The sequence below is a fragment of the Blastococcus sp. LR1 genome, assembly GCF_020166105.1.
In the GTDB taxonomy this organism is placed as follows: domain Bacteria; phylum Actinomycetota; class Actinomycetes; order Mycobacteriales; family Geodermatophilaceae; genus Blastococcus.
In genome coordinates, this window is the sequence record NZ_JAIUJY010000006.1 from 160272 (window position 1) to 179985 (window position 19714).

Below are 19714 nucleotides of genomic sequence, written 5' to 3' on the forward strand. Positions count from 1 at the left end.
GACCTTCACGTTGAGCAAGGAGCGGCGGTACGGCTGGAACGATCCACTTCTCGCCGTCGAGGCCGCCGTGGTCCGTCTGGAGCTGGTCGAGATGGCCCGTCAAGGAAACTTGATGGGGGAGGGTGGCCAACAGCCCCACGCCGGTCAGTGAGTCCTCGTCTTCATTGAACCCTGCGGGCTGCCGGGCGTCTGATCTATGGCAAGGCGCAGTAGGCTGGCGCTGGCGGTATGTCGCGTAGGTTCGACCCACTGCGGTAGAAGGACTCCATGGAACTCGACAGCAAGGGGTTGGGTCGGCTGCGCCGCGTGGCCAACGCTCGCGACGTATGGACCTCCGAATCTGGAGACTTCACTCCCTGGCTGGCCGAGAACTTGGACGTCCTGGCCGACGAGCTGGGCATGTCACTGACGTTGGTAGCGCAGGAGGTGCCGGTCGGCGAGTTCCGGTTGGACGTCCAGGCTCGGACATCCGACGGCCGAGTCGTCATCATCGAAAACCAGCTCGAGCGAACTGATCACGGGCATTTAGGACAGCTATTGGTGTACGCGTCGGGGCTCGAGGCCGCCGCAGTCGTGTGGGTCGCCCCGCGGTTTCGCGACGATCACCGGCGCACACTGGACTGGCTGAATGAGCGCACCGATACCGGAGTCCACTTCTTCGGGGTCGAGGTTGCCGTCGTCCAGATCGGCGAGGCCGGACCTCGCGCGCCCGTTTTCGAGGTCGTCGCCCGCCCGAACAATTGGCAGAAGGGTGTCAAGGAGGCTGGGACGGTTGGTGGCAGGGGGGCCGGAAGTGAGGCCGGGGGCATCAATGCCCTTCGGCAGGACTTCTTTGTCGAAGTTCTTGCCGACGTAGTTACACAGCGGCCCGGCATCAGAATGCCGTCGCGAGGCACGCTCAATTGGCTGTCGTTCGCCGCTGGGCCCTGGGGCAACTGGGCGCTAGTTCTGGCTAACGAGCTGCGTGTCGAGGCCTACATCGACAGCGGCCACCAAGGCGTGAACAAGGCTCTCTTCGACGATCTCCATGTTGAGGCGAGTGCATGGCAGGCCAAGATCGGCCATGCCTTGCGCTGGGAGCGACTCGACGAAAAGCGAGCAAGTCGAATCGCTGCGTATCAGCCGATCGGTGATCTGAGCGACGACGGTGAACGCGAGCAGCTACATGCCTGGGCGGTTATGACGGTTCTTGCCATGTATGACGGCATGAATCAGGTGCTTCGAACACGGGCGCGTGAGCTCCGCGAGACCGTCAAGCTGCAGGAGTCGGAGTGATCGAACGTGCGCCTCAGTCGCTCAGGGGCGTCGCGCAGGCTGAGTCCGACGTGCAAAGCAACAATGCCGAGGCCGACGCGCTGGCTGATGACGCCGGAATCGCAGGGCTTCCCAGGTCGCCGGGGCAGACTCCGTGCTGGACCGGACGGGGTGCGCATGACCCTCGACGTCCAGCTCGTCGCCACCACCAAGATGGCGATCGTCAGCCTGCGGCCCGGGCAGGTCGTCTACAGCGAGGCGGGGAAGTTCCTCTTCTCGTCGGGCGATGTCGTGATGGAGACCAAGCTGTCAGCGCCCTCCGCGCCGGGTGGGCAGGCACCGCAGAACGGCGGCCCCGGCGCGCTGGGCGGGTTGCTGCGCGGGGCCATGGACGCCGGGAAGCGGATGCTCGCGGGGGAGTCGTTCGCCTTCACCCACTTCTCCACGCGCGGCGGCGACGGGCTGCTGGCCCTGGCCGGGGTGCTGCCCGGTGAGATGCGGGTACTCGAACTGGACGGCCGCACCACCTGGTTCGCCGAGAAGGACGCCTTCGTCGCCGCCGAAGCAGGCGTGAACTTCGACATCGCCTTCTCCGGGCTCCAGGCCGGGTTCGCCGGCGGGGAGGGCTTCGTGCTGGAGAAGTTCCCGGCGTCGGCAGCCTGCTGATCGGCGGCGCCGGGGACTTCATCGACATCAACCCGGCCGACTACGGCGGCAAGCTCCGCGTGGACACCGGCTGCATCGTCGCCTGGGACCAGAACATCCGGTACGGCGTCGGCGGGCTGAACCGGCAGGGCGTCATGAACGCGATGTTCGGCGGCGAGGGCATGTCCCTCGCGACGGTCGAGGGGGACGGCCGGGTGATCCTGCAGTCGGTCACCATCGACGGGCTCGCCAAGGCTCTGCAGAAGAACGCCGGCCCCAGCGCGAGGTGACCGGCGCCGGTCTCGGCGGCAGCGTCGGCGGCGGGCGGGCGGACCTGGCCGTCCTAGAAGCTGCGACTGCGGGCCGGAACCGCGAGGCTCGTGGGACTGGAGCGTCACCCGGGGGCGGGGTGAAGCAGGTTGCGGACCTGTGGGGTGTCGGTGGCCCACGAGTTGCGTGACGGACCGTTACGTTCCCCCGAGCTCATCCCCGCGTCTCGGAGGTCCATCGGTGGTTCTGCCCCTCATCCCTCTCGCCCTCATGGGGCTCGGCGCGACCACGGGCATCGGTGGCATCGTCACCGGCGTCATGGGCGGCCTGAAGCTGAAGGACGCCTCGTCGGTCGCGGACGCCGCCACGAAGGACTACGAGACGGCGCTGTCCCTGACCGAGAAGCGCGTCGGCGAGAGCAACGAGCGCATCCAGGAGTACGGGCGCCAGCAGGAGCAGGCGCGAGAGCTCGTGATCAAGCGGATGGCGGCCTTCATCGCCCGCCAGCGCAAGCAGGTGAAGACCGGCACGGCGCAGCTGCTCGACGGCGTAGAAGCCGAGCAGCGCGACATCGAGGCCTTCGCCGGAGCCCTGACGGCGGACGTCAACTGGCTCACCGGCGCCGGCATGGCCGCCCTGACCAGCGCGGGCGTCTCCGTTGGCATCCCGGGCGCGGTCACCGCCCTGGGCGCCGCGAGCACCGGCACCGCCATCAGCTCGCTCGGCGGCGCCGCCGCGTCGAACGCCACCATGGCGTGGCTCGGCGGAGGAGCGCTCAGCGCCGGCGGCGGAGGCATCGCGCTCGGCACCGCCGCGCTCGGCGTCGTCACCATCGGCCCGACCATGCTCATCGGCGGCCTGACCCTCGGCTCGCAGGCCGAGAAGGCGATGACCCGGGCCAAGGAGCACGCCGCGAAGGTGGCCGTCGCCGTCGCCGACCAGGCGGCCTTCCGGACCTTCCTCGACACCCTCGACGCGCGCGTCGCCGAGGTCAGCGACGTCCTGGCCGGCCTGGTGACCCGAGCCGAGGACGCCCTCACCGAGCTCGAGTCGGTCGACTTCGACTCGGCCACGCACGCCGCCGAGTTCGACCGGGCGATGCACCTGACCGTCGCCGTCCGCGACATCTGCGCCCTGCCCCTCCTCGACGACGACGGGCAGGTCAACTCCGACATGCTCCGCCTCATCCCCACCTACAAGGAGCTGGCGTGACAGCCGCCAAGAAGCAGCCGGTCACGGGCGAGGTCCTGCCCGCGAGCCCCGCGTTGCCCTCGATCGACGTACTCGGTGCCCTCAACCACGTCGTCGACGGAACGCTCGACTACCTCAAGGTGCGCGGGGAGGAACAGACGAAGCAGCAGCGGATCGACGCCTACGCGACGGTCGAAGTCGCCCGCATCCAGGAGGCCAGCGCGCTGCTGAAGGGCTACTTCGAGCAGGTCTTCGCGGAGCGGTCGACGACGATCGATGGGCTCTTCAAGCACCTGGACGACGCCATGGCCAGCGGCAACGACGAGTCGGCCGGCATGGCGCTGCAGGGCATCGTTGACCTGGCGAAGTCCTCACCGCTGGCCGCGATGGGTGACCTGACGCAGGTCCGCAAGGCGCTCGACGACCCCGATCACGTCTGGGAGCTCTGAGCTCGGGCCGTCAGCTCGGCAGGGGGCGGGTGGGGGCCTGGCCCCGGTACCGCTCGACGTCGAACGGGCGCACGTTCACCCGGCCGACGTCGTCCCGGATCAGCTGCAACGCCTCGGCCTGGGTGACCGGCCGGGAACCGGGCTCGCCGCCGAGGACGTAGTCCGCGAGCCCGGGCCAGTGCACCAGCCCCTCGCCCGCGACGTACCGGTACAGCAACCCAGTCGAGGGCTCCTCCGCCATCACGCCGTACGGAGCCGGGTCGCCCCGGTCCTGCAGCACCCGCCACGACAGCTCCGGCGCGCCGCACGCCGAGCAGTCCGCCGGCGGGAACGAGAAGTGGTGCAGGACGGTCAGCTCACCGCTTGGTCCGGTGACCTCGACGTGCGCGACGTCGAAGCTGCCGGCGAACCAGTGCGCCGCCACCTCGCCGAAGTAGCCGAACCAGCCCGGCCCCTCGCGCTCCGCTTGCGAGCGCGATCCGTCCCGGTGCACGAGGGTGACCGACCAGCCCTCAGGATCGGTGCCGGCGCGCAGGACGACGTGCAGGTCGCCGTCCTCGTCCGACCGCAGCTCGAACGGCCTGGTCACCGGCCGTCCTCGGCGGCTGCCTCCAGCTGGGCCACTGTCCGATACAAGGCGTCGGCGATCGAGCTGCCGGGCAGCCGCTGCGCCACCACGTCGCGCACGCTCCGGTAGTACCAGAGCAGCTCGTCGCGGCTCGCGTTGAACGTCGACCAGAAGTCGGGCCCGAAGCGCCGGACGTCGGCGGCGATGCACAGCCCGTTGTGCGTCTTGTCGGCCGCGGTGACCAGCAGCGCGTCGAGCGACTTGTTCGGCAGTCCGTCGACGTACGCCTGCTTACGCTCCTGCCAGCTGCCCTTGCGCTCGCCCGACTCGTTCAGCCCGTCGGAGCAGGCCGCGACCATGTCGGCGACGGCGTCCCCGAACCGTTCGCGGATCTCGCCGAGCACCGCACCACCCTGACCGGGCTGCGCGTCCTCGACCGCGTCGTGCAGGAGCGCGGCGATCGCCTGGTCCTCGGTGCCGCCGTGCTCCATCGCCAGCGCGCTGACGCTCATCAGGTGCGTCATGTACGGCACCCGCGAGCCCTTGCGCAGCTGGTCGCGGTGGTGTCGTGCGGCGTACAGCAGCGCCTCGTCGAACCGCTCGCTCAGCGGCCCCGCACCCATTCCGGCGCGCGCCTCCAGCGTCGTCGTCATCGCGTCTCCTTCCGCTCGCTCCGCTGCAGTCGTTCGAGTGCGGCGGTGAAGCTGTGGTTCCACAGGCCCAGGTGCGGCCAGCGCTCGGCGACGTGCGCCGTGGCCTCGTCGACCGTCATGCCCTGCTCGCGGACGAGGTAGCCGCGCAGCACCAGCCCGGTGCGGGACGCCCCGCCGTGACAGTGCACGAGCAGCCGGTGCCCCTCGTCGGCCAGCGCCTTCATGTCGTCCAGGACGTCGGCGAGCATGACGTCGAGGTCGGCGTTGTGCTCGTTGTCGGCGATGTAGGCCATCCGCTGCAGCGCGTGCGGGAACGGCTCGCCCAGCCGGCACAGCGAGATCACGGCGAAGTCGTCGGCGCTGTGCCGAGCGCCGTCGAGGTTGGCGGCCCAGATGCCGGGGAGCACCTCCTTCGGGCCGATCCGCGGGATGACGCCGGGGTCGTAGTTCTGCTGCACGCCGCCGTCGAGTGCTGCGGCGAGCTGCTGCAGGTCGGCCACCCGCCAGACCTTGTCGGCGAAGCCGGGCACCTGGCCGTGCACGACCGAGGCCCACCGGCTCGGGATCGCGCCCATGCCGAACACCGCACCCGCCAGGCCTCCGGCGACGCACGCCACCGTGTCGGTGTCGCCACCGAGGTCGATCACCAGCCGCATCGCCTCGGCGAAGTCGCGGCCGTTCCGCAGCGCCCACACCGCCTGACCCAGCGTCGGCCACACGGCGCCGTTCGACTCGGTTGCCTGATCAGGCGCCCAGTCCTCGGCGAGCACCGTCGCCCAGCGCTCGCGGTGCTCCGGAGCCACCGCCTCCAGCGCAGCGGGAATCGCCGCCAGCGGGTCGCCGCCGTCCAGCGCCACCCGCATGAGCTCGGCGAAGATCGCGCATCCCTCGCCGGCCGACGGGTCCCCGTGGGTCAGCGCCGAGATCCGCCGGGCGGCGCCCATGGTGGCCTCGCGACCGTTCTTGGCGAACCGGATCGCGGCGGGCGTGGCGCGCATCAGCGAGCCGTTGCCGGCCGCGTGCCCGGACCGGGCGAAGTGCTCGGCGGCGGCGACGTCCCACGGTCGGCCGGAACCGAGGACGGCGCGGGTCTGGTTGCCGATGTCCGGCGGCCCGGCCGCCGCCCACGCCGAGAAGCGCGCGAAGACGTCGGCCTCGTCGAGCCCGCTGCGTGCCGCCAGGGACTCGGCGAGCAGCAGCGCCATCTGGGTGTCGTCGGTGAACTCGCCCGGCTCCCAGCCCAGCGACCCGCCGCCGCACATCTCGGTTCTCGCCCCGCGGGCGGGGGAGGGGAAGCGGGCGGTGAACTGCCCGGGCGGGCCGAACTCGAACGGGGCGCCGAGCGCATCGCCCACGGCCGAGCCGACGAGCGCGCCCGCGACGCGGTGCGAGCGGTGCATGCGCGTGGAGCGCTCGGGCATGAGGTCCTCCTGGCTGCCGGACGGCGTGGGGTGCGCCCCGGACGAGTTAGCGCACTACCGCGCAAATCCACATTAGACGGCGAGCGCGCTAATGTCCACGACGTGTACCGCGACTCCTCGGGGAAGACGCTGGCGGACTACCCGCGCCCCTCCGTCGCCGTCGACACCGCCGTCCTGACGGTCGGCCCTGGTCAGACCTTGGACGTGCTGCTCGTCCGCCGCGACAGCGCGCGCCGCCGCGACGCGTGGGCGATGCCCGGGACCTTCCTGCACGAGGGGGAGACCCTGGCCGCCGCGGTGCTCCGGTCGCTGGAGCAGAAAGCTGGGCTGCGCGGCACCACGCCCCGGCAGCTGCACGTCTTCGACGACCCGGCGCGCGACGACCGCGGCTGGGTGCTCTCCGTGGCGCACGTCGTCGTCCTGCCCTGGGCGGCGGTCGAGCACGTCCTGCGCACCCGTCCGGACGATGTCGACGTGCGTCCGGTCGCCGAGGCGACCGGCCTGCCGTTCGACCACGACGCCATCATCGAGCTGGCCGTGGCGACCGTGCGGGCCGGCCACCGCGAGCGGCCCGACCCCGAGGGCCTGCTGGCCGAGCCCTTCACCTTGCGCGAGCTGCGGCGCCTGCACGAGGCGGTGGCCGGCGCCCGGCTCGGTCCGGACTCGTTCCGCCGGCGCATGCTCCCGCATCTGCAGGACACCGGGCGCATCGCCGAGGGCGTCGTCGGCCGGCCCGCCGCGCTCTTCACCCGCCGCACCGGCGTCGGCTAGCTCCGTCGCCTGGTCGATCCGGCGGTGACCCCACGGTGTGCGCTGATGTGCCGTTTCCGGCCAGGTAGCGGCACATCGGTGCACACGGTGCGCGGCAGCGGCGGCGCTCGAGCCGGTGCTGGAGCGCGCGGCTAGGGTCCGGATCGGCGTCCGCACCGCTCCGACCTGGAGGTTCCGTGTCCCGGCTCGACCGCACGTCCGCGCAGCCGCTCTCCCGGGCGGCCCGCGCGACCGCCGCCGCGCTCGGCCGGCGGTGGAAGCTGCCCGCGCCGCTGAGCGCGGTCCAGGTCCTGCGCGACCAGGACGCCCCCATGCGCGACGGCGCCACCCTGCGGGCCGATGTCTACCTGCCCTCGACCGACGGGCCGCACCCGACGGTGCTGCTGCGGTCGCCGTACGGCCGGGGAGCTGCGTTCGCCGTCTCGATGGCCGTCCCGTTCGCCGAACGCGGCTACGCGGTGGTGATGCAGAGCGTGCGCGGCACGTTCGGCTCCGGCGGTGAGTTCAGCCCCGTCGTCAACGAGGAACACGATGGCCAGGACACGGTCGTCTGGCTGCGCGAGCAGCCCTGGTTCGACGGCCGGCTCGCCACGCTCGGCCCCAGCTACCTCGGCTACACGCAGTGGGCGCTGGCCCTCGACCCGCCGCCCGAGCTCAAGGCGATGATCCTGCACATCGGCCCGCACGACCTCGCTCAGGCCGGGATGATCGACGGCGCCTTCCAGCTCACCAACCTCTCGATCTGGACCGACCTCATCGTCCACCAGGAGCAGGTCGGATTCCTCCGCGGCCTGATCCGACTCGGCACCGCGGAGCGGCGGCTGACCCCGTTCCTCGGCGACCTCCCGCTGCAGGGGCTGGCTGAGCGGTTCGGCGGCAACCCCGCACCCTGGTTCGACGAGTGGCTGTCCCACCCCGACCTCACCGACCCCTACTGGGACCGGTACCGCGCCACCCCCGCCGTGCACTCGAGCACCGTGCCCACGCTGCTCATCGGCGGCTGGCAGGACTGGTTCGTCGAGCAGACGCTGTACCAGTACGCCGCCCTGCGCGACCGCGGCGTCGACGTCGGCATGACGATCGGCCCCTGGGCGCACCTGGGCATCGACCCTGCGGTCACGACGCCGGAGAGCCTCGCCTGGCTGAACACCCACCTGCCCGTGGCCGGCGCGGCGGAGACCGAGCCGCGCAAGGCCCGGGTGCAGGTCTTCGTCACCGGCGCCCGCACCTGGCGGAAGCTGCCCGACTGGCCGCCGGCGCCCACCGACCGCACCTGGTATCTGGCGCCGGACGGCCGACTGGCCGACGACGTCCCGGTCGAGGCGGGGGAGACCTCCTTCCGCTACGACCCGATGGACCCGACGCCGTCGGTCGGCGGCCGGGTGCTCGCCGGAAGCGCCGGCCAGCGCGATAACCGCGAGCTCGAGGCGCGCGACGACGTCTGCACCTTCACCACCTCCGCGCTCCGCACGCCGGTCGAGGTGCAGGGCGGCGTGCGCGTGCGGCTGCACGTCGAGTCCGACAACCCCTACGCCGACCTCTTCCTCCGGCTCTGCGACGTCGAGCCCAGCGGGAAGTCGATCAACGTCACCGACCGTCTCGTGCGTCTCGACCCGGCGCCCGGGGAGCAGCCGGCACCGGGCCCGCGAGTGGTCGAGACGACGCTGCCCGACGTCGCGCACCGGTTCCGGGCCGGCCACCAGATCCGGCTGCAGGTCTCCGGCGGCGCCCATCCGCGCTACGCCCGCAACATGGGCACCGGCGAGCCGCTCGGGCAGGCCGCGCTCGGAGTGCCGGTCACCCACCGGATCTGCTCCGGGGGCGCGGCGCCGTCGTCGGTCACGCTGCCCACGGCCTGAGCGGCTTGTCGACAGGTCGACTCGGCGACATCTCGACCACATTCGCACCGTTCGCACCACCTGTCCGTGGTGCCCCGAAATTGCCAGCGAAGGGCGGCATCGCTTCGTACCGTGATGCCGTGGCCAAGCACTTCACTGACGAGACCGCCGAGTTCGTGATGCCCCGGATCGCGCGGCACGCTGCTCCTGAGACCCCGGAGATGGAGCAGACGCAGCGCTTCGTCCCCGACTTCACGCCGTCGCGCCCCAGCCGGCCGGCCGTTCCGCTGCGGGAGACCCGCACCCGCTGAGCCGCCGCGGCGGTCCTCGCCTCCGCTCTGCGAGGCTGCTGCGGTGCCTCCCGTCCGCAGCTCCGGCGTCCTGCTCTACCGCCGCACCGAGAGCGGCGTCGAAGTCCTGCTCGGGCACATGGGCGGGCCGTTCTGGGCGAAGAAGGACGACGGCGCCTGGTCGATCCCCAAGGGTGAGCACGACCCGGACGAGGACGCCGAAGCCGCCGCCCGTCGCGAGTTCGCTGAGGAGATGGGCTCCCCGGCGCCGACCGACCTGCATCCGCTCGGCGAGGTGAAGGGCCGCAAGCTGCTGGCCGTCTGGGCAGGGGAGGGGGACCTGGACGCCGGCGCGATCACCAGCAACAGCTTCGAGCTGGAGTGGCCGCCGCGCTCGGGCCGGATGCAGAGCTTCCCCGAGATCGATCGCGCCGCCTGGTTCGACCTCGACACCGCCCGCGCGAAGCTGGTCAAGGCCCAGTTGCCGTTCCTCGACCGCCTGGCCGCCGCCTTGTCGGATTCCTGAGCGACCATGGCAGCTCCGCCGTCCCGAAGGAGCCGAGCATGCCCGCCGCTGGTACCCCGCTGGAGAAGCTCGGCTTCCTGACCATCGGCCTGTTCGACCCCGCCGACCCGCGCGCCGGCCACGAGAGCACCCTCGAGGTCATCGCCCTGGGCGAGCAGCTGGGCTTCGACAGCGCCTACCTCCGGCACCGGCACCTGCAGTCCGGCATCTCCTCACCGGTCGCCGTCCTCGCCGCCGCCACCCAGCGCACTTCCCGCATCGAGCTCGGTACCGCCGTCATCCCGCTCGGTTGGGAGAACCCGCTGCGGCTGGCCGAGGACCTGGCCACGGTCGACCTGCTCTCCGGCGGACGGCTCAACCCGGGCATCAGCGTCGGCCCGCCGATGCGCTGGGACGACGTCAAGGTGTCCCTGTATCCGGACACCGCCGACGTCGAGGACTTCAGCTACGAGCGCGTCGAGCGGCTGCTCCGGTTCGTCCGCGGCGAGCAGGCCGGCCCCGCCCGCGGGCGCCAGGGCATCGAGGAGTGGTCCGACCGGGTCGAGCCGCACTCGCCCGGGTTGCAGCACCGCCTCTGGTACGGCGGCGGCAGCACCCGGTCCGCGAAGTGGGCAGGCGAGCACGGCATGAACTTCCTGACCAGCAGCGTGGTGAGCGCGGAGAACGACTCCACCGACTTCGCCGAGATCCAGGCCGCGCAGATCCGCGCCTTCCGCGCCGCCTCCCCGAAGGGCGAGGCCGCTCGCGTCTCGCAGGGCCTCGTCGTCATCCCGACCGACTCGGCCACCCACGAGCAGCGGGCCCGGTACTCGGCCTACGTGGCGTCCCGTGCGGCGCGGGTCGGCACACCGCAGGGGCCGGGGCGGTTGCTGTTCGCCCCCGACCTGATCGGCACCTCGGAGCAGATCGCCGAGGCGCTCTACGCGCACGCCGGCTTCCGCGAGGTGCGCGAGGTGGTGTTCGCGCTGCCGTTCAGCTTCGAGCACGACGACTACGTGCAGATCCTCACCGACATCGCGACCCGCCTCGGGCCCGCGCTGGGCTGGGCACCCGCGGGGTGACGTCGGTCTCGCGAGGGTGCTGAGGGCTCACCCCGGTGGGTAGTGCCCGACGGTGCGAGCAGTGCGCCGGGTCAAGGAGCGGGCCCGATCGGCCGACCTCTTCCAGGTGAGCCGGTCAGCAGCGCCCGAGGTGGCGACGACGCGCGTCATGGCGCGCACGCTGTCCACCTTCTTCGCCTTCGGCGGGACCGCGGGCCTGTGCATCATCTCCAGCGCTCCGTCCGGTCCTCGGCGAACGGCGCTCCTCGCCCTGACCCTGACCGCGCTGGCGATGGCGGCGGTCGTCGGCCACTGGGGCGCCCGCTGGTCGCGCGATCACTTCCACCTGGCGGTGGGCTCGGCGACGACCCTGATCGTCACGGCGGTGCTCGTCGCGCCCGACCCGGTCAGCTCCCTGGCCGCGGCGGTGCTCATCGCCTTCGTCGTCGTCGACGCACACTCCTTCTTCCCCCAGTGGCAGGCGCTCGCGCACCTCGTGGCAGCCGTGGCCGGCGTCACCGTGGCCCTGCTGTTCTCCGACGTGGGCGTCGGGACCGCCCTGGGGCTCGACCTGGTGCTCATCGGGATCGGCATCGTCATCGAGCGGCTGGTCCGCCTCGCCTCGGCCGCCAACCTGGACCCGCTCACCGGGCTGGTCAACCGGCGCGGTTTCGACCAGGCCCTCGACGACCTCATCGGCACGGCCTCCCGGGCCGGCGAGCCGCTCTCCGCGGTGCTGATCGACGTCGACCACTTCAAGTCGGTCAACGACACCCACGGCCACGAGGCCGGGGACCGGGTGCTGCGACGGGTCGCCGAGGTGTGGCAGGGCGAGGTGCCGACCGCCGCGGTCATGGCCCGGCACGGCGGCGACGAGTTCTCGCTCCTGCTGCCCGGGGTGTTCGGTGCCGAGGCCCTCGCCCTGGCCCGGCGCGTGTGCGCGCTGCACCCCGACGTCTCGCTCTCCTGTGGCGTGGCCGAGCTTCGGGCCGGCTACAGCGCCTCGCAGCTGATGCGCAGCGCCGACCGCGCCCTCTACGACGCCAAGATCCTCGGCCGTGGCCGGGCGGAGCTCTTCGCAGGCGAGCGCCCGGCGGCCCAGCCGGACAACGCGCGCCACCGCTGACCGTCGAGGTCTGCGCAGGTCGATCGGGGGTGCAGGTCACGATCCGGTGTCATCGAGTTTGCGCAACTCAATAGCGCACCATCTAAACACGTGTGGTCCAAGCCAAGGATCGGTCCAACACAGTGGCCGAGTCCTTCCTCGTCGACAGAGTGGCCGACTACACGGCCCGCGCGCTGCACCTCGCCCGGCGGATCGTGGGTGATGACCGGATCGCCGAGGACGTCGTCCAGGAGGCTTTCTTCGCCTACTGGCGCAACCCGGCCGCCTTCGACGCCTCGCGCGCCGGCTTCGCGGCCTGGTTCCTGTCGATCGTCCATCACAAGGCCGTCGACGCCCTCCGTCGCGAGGTCTCGCTTCGCCGCCGGTCGGATGCGTTCGGCGAGCTCGAGAACGAGGTGTCACCACCCGACGTCGCTGACGTCGTGGTCGGCCGCATCGCGGACGCCCGCGTGCGCGCGGCCCTCGCGGACCTCCCGGCCGCCCAACGCGAGGCGCTCGTCCTCGCCTACTGGGGCGGCTACACGCAGCGGGAGATCGCCGAACGCACCGAGACACCGCTGGGCACGGTGAAGACCCGCACCCAGCTCGGGATGCGCCGATTGCAGGGCGCCCTCGGCTCGGTCGTGCCGGCTCCGCGGAGCCCGCTGCCTGCCTGACGGCTGTTCTTCCGCAGCACTCGTGGGCCGGATGGGACGACGCCGACGGCCTCCCGCCGTAGCGTCCGGGCGGAGCGCTCCCGCCGTGGCAGGTTCGCGGCAGTTGCCCGGCACAACCGTCCGGGCAGGAAGTGCTCCGGGGTCGATCCGGAGCGGTCGCACCCACGGGGAACTCCATGAGTCAGTCGTTGTCCAAGTCCGCTCTACCGTCGGAGCAGATGCCCTTCTACAAGCGGACGTGGGTCCTGGTCGTCGCCGGGCTCTTCATCGCGATCACCGCGATCAACGCGATCGGCGGCGACGAGAAGGAGTCGGCGAACGAGGCGGCCAGCACGTCGGCGGCTGCCACCACGACCGCCGCACCTACGACGCCGGCACCCACGACGCCGGCGCCGCTGGCCGCCGTCTCGCCGGTGCCCACGACCGCAGCGACGACGTCGGCCGCTCCCGTCGTCGACTTCGTGATGCCGAACCTCGTCGGCATCGACCTGCAGACCGCCCAGAACACGGTGCAGACCAACGGCGTCTTCTTCAGCGTCTCGCACGACCTGCTGGGCAGCCGGAACCAGGCGCTCGACTCGAACTGGATCGTCTGCGACCAGAACGTCGCGCCCGGCCAGCGGGTTACCGGCGACGTCGAGGGCGCCATCGACTTCGGCGTCGTCAAGCGCAACGAGGTCTGCCCGTGACGGACGCCGCTCCGACGAAGGGCCCGCCGGAACGCTCCGGCGGGCCCTTCGTCGGTTCAGCGGGTCACGGCAGTCCGGCGTGCGGGGCGGCGACCTCGGTGGACACCAGCACGGCCTCGCGCACCGGCGCCCGGGTGTGCTCGTAGAAGTCCGGCGCGCAGCACAGCAGCAGCGTCCGGCCGTCGTCGCCGCCCAGGGCGCAGGCGAAGACGCCCATGCCGGGGGGCGCTGCGATCTCGTCGACGATCCCGCCGCCGGGCGCCACCCGGACCACCCGGGAGTTCAGCCCGTCGGCCACCCAGATGTGCCCCTCGGCGTCCAGCGTGCAGCCGTCGGGGGCGACGACGACCTGACCGATGAGCTCCTCGACCGAACTGCCCACGGGTTCCGGCCCCAGCTCCGCCCACACGCGGCGGTTGCCCAGCGAGCCGTCCGGCGCGATGTCGAAGGCGGTGAAGCGGTTGCCCCACGTCTCGCCGACGATCAGCGTCCCGCCGTCCGGCGTGATCAACGAGCCGTTCGGGAAGCGCAGCCCCTCGGCGACGACGGTCACCGACCCGTCGAGGTCCACCCGCTTCACCGACGCCGGAGCGGGCGTGCCGCCGCCCATGAGGTCGAAGCCGAAGTCGCCGACGAACGCACGCCCCGAGGCGTCCACCACCATGTCGTTGAGGTGGCCGCCGCAGACCTCGGACAGATCCGCGTGCGTGGAGACCTCGCCGTCGGACACCCGCAGCAGCCGGTGGTCCTTCATCGAGACCACGAGCAGGGAGCCGTCGGGCAGCCAGCCCAGCCCCGAGGGCTGGTTCTCCACCTCTAGGACGACGGTCTCGCCGCCGCCGGGCTCGACCCGGCTGACGGTGTGCCGGTAGAAGTCCGACGCCCACCAGGCGCCCTCGTGCCACCGCGGCCCCTCGAAGTAGGAGCCGCCCTCGAGCACTGTCCGGAACTCTCGATCACCCATGGCCGGACCGTACGGCTCCTGGCGACTCCGGGGGAGTACCGGAAGCCCGACGGACCCGCGGTCTCAGCCCGGACGGCGCCGGTGTCTCTCCTGCGCCGCCCGGAAGTCCTTCCGGATCTGTTCCCAGGCGCTCAGTGGCTCCTCCGGGGCCGCAGCGCTCGTCGCAGTCCCCGGCGCAGGAGTTCGGTGGGCCTGTTGTGTCGGTCGTGGAGTGGTCGGTCGACGGAACGGGGCGGCAGTCTGTGTCGCGACCTCCCGGGCACGGGCGGCCTGGGCTTCCCGCAGCTCGACCCAGCTCAGGACGACGCGCGCTGCTTCGTTGACCGGAGACATCGCGCCATTCAGCGCGAACCGGAAGAGAGCGATCTCCATGTCGTCGGCGTACTCGATCGCCTGGCGGCTGAAGCCGAACCCGGAGAAGAAGAACAGCGCCTGGTCGTGGTTCCTACCGCGGGCGCCCACGAGACGTTGCAGCGCCGGCCGGCCGACGTTGTGCGCGTCGGTCTTGACCTGGCCCAGCGCCGTCTCGGCGCGTACGTCGATTCCGCCGTCAGCGCCCTGACCGGTGTCGCGAGCGTCGGCGTGGCCCCACCAGCGCATCCAGGCGGCTGCGTTCTTCTCGGCGCGCTGCCAGGTGTCGACCTGCGACGGCCGCGGTGCGGGCACGGGCACTCCTCGGGCGTGGGGACGTCGAGCGAAGAGTATGGGCACGGGCCCGGTGCACCGCGCGTGCGAGCATCGCCCGGTGGCCCGCTTGCTGATCGCCAACCGGGGCGAGATCGCCGTCCGCATCGCCCGCGCAGCGGCCGCCGAGGGGCTGGTCTCCGTCGCGGTCACCGCCGCCGACGAGCCGGATGCCCCGCATCTCGCGGCCGCCGACGAGACCTACGTCCTCCCCGGCAGCGGACCGGCCGCCTACCTCGACGCCGCGGCGATCGTGCAGGCCGCGGTCGCCACCGGCTGCGAGTACATCCACCCCGGCTACGGCTTCCTCTCCGAGAGCCCCGACCTCCCGCAGGCGTGCGAGGGCGCCGGGGTCGCGGTCGTGGGCCCCGGCGTCGCGACGCTCGCCGTCCTCGGGGACAAGGCGCGGGCCCGCGACGCGGCGGAGAAGGCCGGCGTGCCGGTCCTGCGCGCGGCGGACGAGGACGGAGTCGCCGCGCTGCTCGACGACGTCGGCGCGGTCATGCTCAAGGCGCGGTTCGGCGGGGGAGGGCGGGCCACCCGGATCCTCCGCCGGGGGGACGACGTCGTCGCCGCCGTCGCGGAGGTCGGCCACGAGGCGCAGGTCGCCTTCGGCAGCGCCGACCTGCTGGTCGAGCAGCTCGTCGAGCGCGCCCGCCACATCGAGGTGCAGCTGCTCGGCGACGCCCGGGGCGACGTCGTCGCGCTGGGGGACCGGGACTGCTCGCTGCAGCGCAATCGGCAGAAGGTCGTCGAGATCGCGCCCGCGCCGAACCTGCCCGACGACGTCCGCGCCCGAATGCACGACGCCGCCATCTCGCTCGCCCGGCACGTCGGGCTCCGCGGCCTGGCGACCGTGGAGTTCCTCGTCCCGGCCGACGATCCGCAGGCGTTCGTCTTCCTCGAGTGCAACCCCCGGCTGCAGGTCGAGCACACGGTCACCGAGGAGACACTCGGCCTCGACCTCGTCCGCTTGCAGTTGCGGGTCGCGGCCGGCGCGACGCTCGACGAGCTCGACCTCGTGACCACACCGCTGGGCTTCGCCGTCCAGGCCCGGGTCAACGCCGAGACCGTGACCGCCGACGGCGTCGTCCCGAGCGCCGGCACGATCACCGCGCTCGCGCTCCCCGGCGGGCCCGGCGTGCGGGTCGACACCGCCACCCGCCCCGGCGTGCAGCAGAGCCCGCGCTACGACTCCCTGCTGGCGAAGGTCGTCGTCTCCGAGCGGCGAGGGGGGCTCGATGCCGCGCTGCAGCACCTGCACCGGGCGCTCGGCGAGGTGCAGCTGGCCGGCGTCGCGACGAACACCGCCTTCCTCCGCGCGCTGCTCGCCCATCCCGAGGTCTCCCGCGCCACCACCACGTTCGTCGACGACCACCTCGCCGAGCTGGCCCAGACCGTCGAGCCACAGCCTGACGGCGAGGGGCTGCGCGCACCGGTTCCCGGCACCGTCGTCGCCGTGCAGGCGACCGCCGGGACGACGGTCCAGCCCGGGGGAGCGGTCGTCGTGCTCGAGGCGATGAAGATGGAGCACGTCGTCGCCCTGCCCGCCGGCGGCACCGTGCTCCGGGTCGCGGTGGCCGTGGGTGGCACGGTTGCCCAGGGCCAGCTGCTCGCCGATGTCGAGCACTTCGCCGCGGGGGAGCAGCAGGGAGCGACCGAGCTCGACCTCGACGCCGACCGTCCCGACCTCGCCGAGGTCCGCCGTCGCCACGAGATCGGCCTGGACGAGCACCGTCGCGAGGCGGTCGACCGCAGGCACGCCCAGGGGCGCCGCACTGCCCGCGAGAACCTCGCCGACCTCATCGACGAGGGCAGCTTCCTCGAGTACGGACCGCTGGTCTTCGCCGCGCAGGAGCGGCGCCGCAGCAGGGAGGAGCTGCAGCAGCGGACCCCGGCCGACGGCGTCATCGGCGGCCTGGCCGACATCAACGGCGGCGCGAGCGTCGTCGTCTCCTACGACTACACGGTCCTCGCCGGCACTCAGGGCATGCGCGGGCACCTGAAGAAGGACCGCCTCTTCGAACTCGCCGAGAAGCGCCGGCTGCCTGTGGTGCTCTTCGCCGAGGGTGGGGGAGGGCGGCCCGGCGACGTCGACATCCCGCTCGTCTCCGCGCTCGACACGCAGGCGTTCACCCTGTTCGGCCGGCTCTCCGGGCTGGTGCCCACCGTCGGCATCGCCAGCGGCCGCTGCTTCGCCGGCAACGCGGCGCTGCTCGGCACCTGCGACGTCGTCATCGCCACCGAGGACGCGAACATCGGCATGGGCGGCCCGGCGATGATCGAGGGCGGCGGCCTCGGCGTGGTCGCTCCCGAGGAGATCGGCCCGATCGACGTCCAGCACGCCAACGGCGTCGTCGATATCCGGGTGGCCGACGACGCCGCCGCCGTCGCCGCGGCCAAGCAGTACCTCTCGTACTTCCAGGGCCCGGTCGCCGACTGGACCGCACCGGACCAGCGGGCGCTGCGGCACCTCGTCCCGGAGAACCGCAAGCGCGTCTACGACATGCGCGCGGTGCTGCGGGCGTTGGCCGACGAGGACAGCGTGCTCGAGCTCCGCGACGGCTGGGGCGCCGGGATGATCACCGCGCTGGTCCGCGTGGAGGGCGCGCCGCTCGGCGTCATCGCGAACGTGCCGACGCACCTCGGCGGGGCCATCGACGCCGACGCCGCCGACAAGGCCGCCCGGTTCCTGCAGCTCTGCGACGCGCACGGGCTGCCGGTGCTCTCGCTCTGCGACACCCCGGGCTTCATGGTCGGCGTCGAGTCGGAGAAGACGGCGACCGTCCGCCACTTCTCCCGGCTCTTCGTCGTCGGGGCGAACCTGTCGGTGCCGATGGGGACGGTCGTCGTCCGCAAGGCCTACGGGCTCGGCGCGCAGGCGATGGCCGGCGGCAGCACCAAGGTCCCGCGGTTCACGATCGGCTGGCCGACCAGCGAGTTCGGCGCGATGGGACTGGAGGGCGCGGTGCGGCTCGGCATGCGCCGCGAACTGGCCGCGATCGAGGACGACGCCGAGCGGGCGGCCGCCTACGACGCCGCCGTCGCGTACGCCTACGAGAACGGGCGCGGGCTGAACGTCGCCGCGCACTGGGAGATCGACGACGTCGTCGACCCCGCCGAGACGCGCCGGTGGATCGGCACCCTCACCCGCGAGGCGGCCGAGACGCCCCGGCCGCCGGGGCGGGTCCGACCGCACGTCGACACCTGGTGAGCGTTGGCGCGAATGAGTGGTCGCCTGCGGACACGCGATTGACTTCCCGATCGTCGGGGCAGGAGAGAGGCCGACGATCGAAGGAGGAACACCATGGCAGGGATGCTCAGGAAGATGCTCGTGTCGGGGATCGCGGCGAAGGTGGTCCAGGAGGCCCGCAAGCCGCAGAACCAGGCGAAGATCAAGAAGGCCATCGCGGACTTCCAGAAGAGCCGCGGCGGCAACACCGGCCGTCGCTGATCTTCAGCTGACAGTCCAGCAGCGCCCCTCCCGGCATCCGGGAGGGGCGCTGCTGTCGTAGGGCGAGGTCACGCTCGGGCTCCGGACAGCCGATGACCCCTGCGGTGACGTCTGTGCGTCGCCCGAGGCCGCTCGCCGGGCGGACCCAGGCCAGCCGACGCAGGAGCCCGCCCGTGCACCGACCCCGCCGGACCCTCCGCGCCGCCGCTGCCGTGACCATCGCCGCCGGTCTCGCGCTGTCGACCGCGTGTGCCCCCAAGGCGACCGAGGCCGCGGCCCCGACGACGACGCCTGCACCGCCGCCCCCGCCGCCGACCTTCCCGTGGCCGCTGACCGGCGTGGAGACCACCGACCCGGTCGAGCGCCCGGCGTTGGCGGTGAAGATCGAGAACTCGCCCGAGTCGCGCCCGCAGTCCGGACTGAACGCCGCGGACATGGTGTGGGAAGAGGTCGTCGAGGGCGGCATCACCCGGTTCGTCGCCGTCTACCACTCCGAGCTGCCGCGGGAGATCGGCCCGATCCGCTCGGTCCGCCCCATGGACGCCGCCATCGCCGCGCCGCTGCGCGGCCTGTTCGCGTTCTCGGGTGGTCAGCAACCCTTCGTCTCGGCGGTCTCCGCCGCCGGCCTCCAGGTGGTGAGCCACGACGGCGGCGCCGGTGGCTTCTACCGGTTCGACGGCCGCTCCGCCCCGCACAACGTCTACGCCGATCCGGCGGACTTCGTCGCCCAGGCCGACCCCTCGCACACCGCGGACCCGATTCCGCAGTTCCGCATGGCCAGTTCCGCCGACCAGCCGAGCGCGCTGGGCACCGGCACCCCGGCCACCCTCCTCAAGCTGAAGCTCTCCGGCATGAGCAGCCCGACCTGGGCCTGGAACCCGGCGCAGCAGGCGTGGCTGCGCACCGAGGGCTCGGCGCCGGCGCTGCAGGCCGACGGCCAGCAGCTGAAGGCGACCAACGTCGTCGTGCTGCGGGTCGACATCGTGAACACCCGGTACACCGACCCGGCCGGCAACCCCGTGCCCGAGACCGACATGGTCGGCACCGGCGAGGCGCTCGTCGCCACCGGCGGACGCACCCTGCTGGCCACGTGGTCCAAGGCGTCCGACAGCGCCCCGGTCGTCCTCATCGACAGCCACGGCACGCCGATCCTGCTCGCGCCCGGCAACACCTGGGTCGAGCTGGTCCCCAACCGCACGGGATCGGTCACCGTCGGGTAGGACCA

At 72.4% G+C, this 19714-nt stretch carries 19 protein-coding genes and 1 pseudogene; 15 read left to right on the forward strand and 5 right to left on the reverse strand.

The window, feature by feature from the left end:
- Positions 1 to 267 precede the first annotated feature (267 nt).
- The 4 genes and pseudogenes from LBW97_RS17630 (at position 268) to LBW97_RS17645 (ending at position 3809) form a co-directional block, all read left to right on the forward strand.
- Complete coding sequence (locus LBW97_RS17630; RefSeq protein WP_224500665.1) at positions 268 to 1275, forward strand: DUF4268 domain-containing protein; 1008 nt, start codon at positions 268 to 270, stop codon at positions 1273 to 1275.
- Positions 1276 to 1467: 192 nt separating this feature from the next.
- Positions 1468 to 2189: pseudogene (locus LBW97_RS17635) on the forward strand (AIM24 family protein).
- Positions 2190 to 2409: 220 nt separating this feature from the next.
- Positions 2410 to 3381, forward strand: a complete 972-nt coding sequence (locus tag LBW97_RS17640; RefSeq protein WP_224500666.1) for a hypothetical protein — start codon at positions 2410 to 2412, stop codon at positions 3379 to 3381.
- On the forward strand, positions 3378 to 3809 hold the full coding sequence (locus LBW97_RS17645; RefSeq protein WP_224500667.1) for a hypothetical protein: 432 nt from the start codon (positions 3378 to 3380) through the stop codon (positions 3807 to 3809). Before LBW97_RS17640 ends, LBW97_RS17645 begins: the two co-directional genes overlap by 4 nt.
- Before the next feature lie 10 nt (positions 3810 to 3819).
- Here LBW97_RS17645 and LBW97_RS17650 read toward each other — a convergent pair whose 3' ends face one another.
- From LBW97_RS17650 to LBW97_RS17660, 3 genes are read right to left on the reverse strand one after another with little or no spacing between them, the layout of a single operon-like run.
- Positions 3820 to 4398, reverse strand: a complete 579-nt coding sequence (locus tag LBW97_RS17650; protein ID WP_224500668.1) for a hypothetical protein — start codon at positions 4396 to 4398, stop codon at positions 3820 to 3822.
- Positions 4395 to 5030, reverse strand: a complete 636-nt coding sequence (locus LBW97_RS17655) for an HD domain-containing protein (RefSeq protein ID WP_224500669.1) — start codon at positions 5028 to 5030, stop codon at positions 4395 to 4397. Before LBW97_RS17655 ends, LBW97_RS17650 begins: the two co-directional genes overlap by 4 nt.
- Positions 5027 to 6451 carry an ADP-ribosylglycohydrolase family protein gene (locus LBW97_RS17660; RefSeq protein ID WP_224500670.1) on the reverse strand — a complete coding sequence of 475 codons (1425 nt, stop codon included), beginning with the start codon at positions 6449 to 6451 and terminating at the stop codon, positions 5027 to 5029. The genes LBW97_RS17655 and LBW97_RS17660 overlap by 4 nt, the downstream gene beginning before the upstream one ends.
- A 102-nt stretch (positions 6452 to 6553) precedes the next feature.
- Between LBW97_RS17660 and LBW97_RS17665 the strand changes: the two genes are divergently transcribed.
- The 8 genes from LBW97_RS17665 (at position 6554) to LBW97_RS17700 (ending at position 13387) form a co-directional block, all read left to right on the forward strand.
- Positions 6554 to 7222 carry an NUDIX domain-containing protein gene (locus LBW97_RS17665; protein WP_224500671.1) on the forward strand — a complete coding sequence of 223 codons (669 nt, stop codon included), beginning with the start codon at positions 6554 to 6556 and terminating at the stop codon, positions 7220 to 7222.
- Between the two features lie 176 nt (positions 7223 to 7398).
- A complete protein-coding gene (locus LBW97_RS17670) occupies positions 7399 to 9081 on the forward strand; it encodes a CocE/NonD family hydrolase (RefSeq protein ID WP_224500672.1) in 1683 nt (560 codons plus the stop codon).
- A gap of 119 nt (positions 9082 to 9200) precedes the next feature.
- Entirely contained in the window at positions 9201 to 9371 is a 171-nt protein-coding gene (locus LBW97_RS20515) for a hypothetical protein (protein WP_224500673.1), read from the forward strand.
- 43 nt (positions 9372 to 9414) lie between these two features.
- Entirely contained in the window at positions 9415 to 9876 is a 462-nt protein-coding gene (locus tag LBW97_RS17680; protein ID WP_224500674.1) for an NUDIX domain-containing protein, read from the forward strand.
- A 38-nt stretch (positions 9877 to 9914) separates the two neighbouring features.
- Positions 9915 to 10937: an LLM class flavin-dependent oxidoreductase gene (locus LBW97_RS17685; RefSeq protein WP_224500675.1), complete on the forward strand. Its 1023-nt coding sequence runs from the start codon at positions 9915 to 9917 to the stop codon at positions 10935 to 10937.
- A gap of 61 nt (positions 10938 to 10998) precedes the next feature.
- Positions 10999 to 12042 carry a GGDEF domain-containing protein gene (locus LBW97_RS17690; RefSeq protein WP_224500676.1) on the forward strand — a complete coding sequence of 348 codons (1044 nt, stop codon included), beginning with the start codon at positions 10999 to 11001 and terminating at the stop codon, positions 12040 to 12042.
- Positions 12043 to 12164: 122 nt separating this feature from the next.
- A complete protein-coding gene (locus LBW97_RS17695) occupies positions 12165 to 12698 on the forward strand; it encodes a sigma-70 family RNA polymerase sigma factor (RefSeq protein ID WP_224500677.1) in 534 nt (177 codons plus the stop codon).
- 218 nt (positions 12699 to 12916) lie between these two features.
- A complete protein-coding gene (locus LBW97_RS17700; RefSeq protein WP_224500678.1) occupies positions 12917 to 13387 on the forward strand; it encodes a hypothetical protein in 471 nt (156 codons plus the stop codon).
- Positions 13388 to 13451: 64 nt separating this feature from the next.
- Here the strand turns inward: LBW97_RS17700 and LBW97_RS17705 are convergent, their stop codons facing one another.
- On the reverse strand, positions 13452 to 14351 hold the full coding sequence (locus tag LBW97_RS17705; RefSeq protein ID WP_224500679.1) for an SMP-30/gluconolactonase/LRE family protein: 900 nt from the start codon (positions 14349 to 14351) through the stop codon (positions 13452 to 13454).
- A 63-nt stretch (positions 14352 to 14414) separates the two neighbouring features.
- Positions 14415 to 15017 carry a restriction endonuclease gene (locus tag LBW97_RS17710; protein WP_224500680.1) on the reverse strand — a complete coding sequence of 201 codons (603 nt, stop codon included), beginning with the start codon at positions 15015 to 15017 and terminating at the stop codon, positions 14415 to 14417.
- Between the two features lie 79 nt (positions 15018 to 15096).
- On the opposite strand from LBW97_RS17710, the gene LBW97_RS17715 reads away from it, so the two are divergent.
- From LBW97_RS17715 to LBW97_RS17725, 3 genes are all read left to right on the forward strand, one after another.
- A complete protein-coding gene (locus LBW97_RS17715) occupies positions 15097 to 18249 on the forward strand; it encodes a carboxyl transferase domain-containing protein (RefSeq protein ID WP_224500681.1) in 3153 nt (1050 codons plus the stop codon).
- Between the two features lie 93 nt (positions 18250 to 18342).
- Positions 18343 to 18489 (forward strand): hypothetical protein, encoded by a 147-nt coding sequence (locus tag LBW97_RS17720; protein WP_224500682.1) that lies wholly within the window; start codon positions 18343 to 18345, stop codon positions 18487 to 18489.
- Positions 18490 to 18662: 173 nt separating this feature from the next.
- The gene (locus LBW97_RS17725; protein WP_224500683.1) at positions 18663 to 19709 is read left to right on the forward strand and encodes a DUF3048 domain-containing protein; all 1047 of its coding nucleotides are present in this window, start codon (positions 18663 to 18665) and stop codon (positions 19707 to 19709) included.
- The last annotated feature ends 5 nt before the right edge of the window (positions 19710 to 19714 follow it).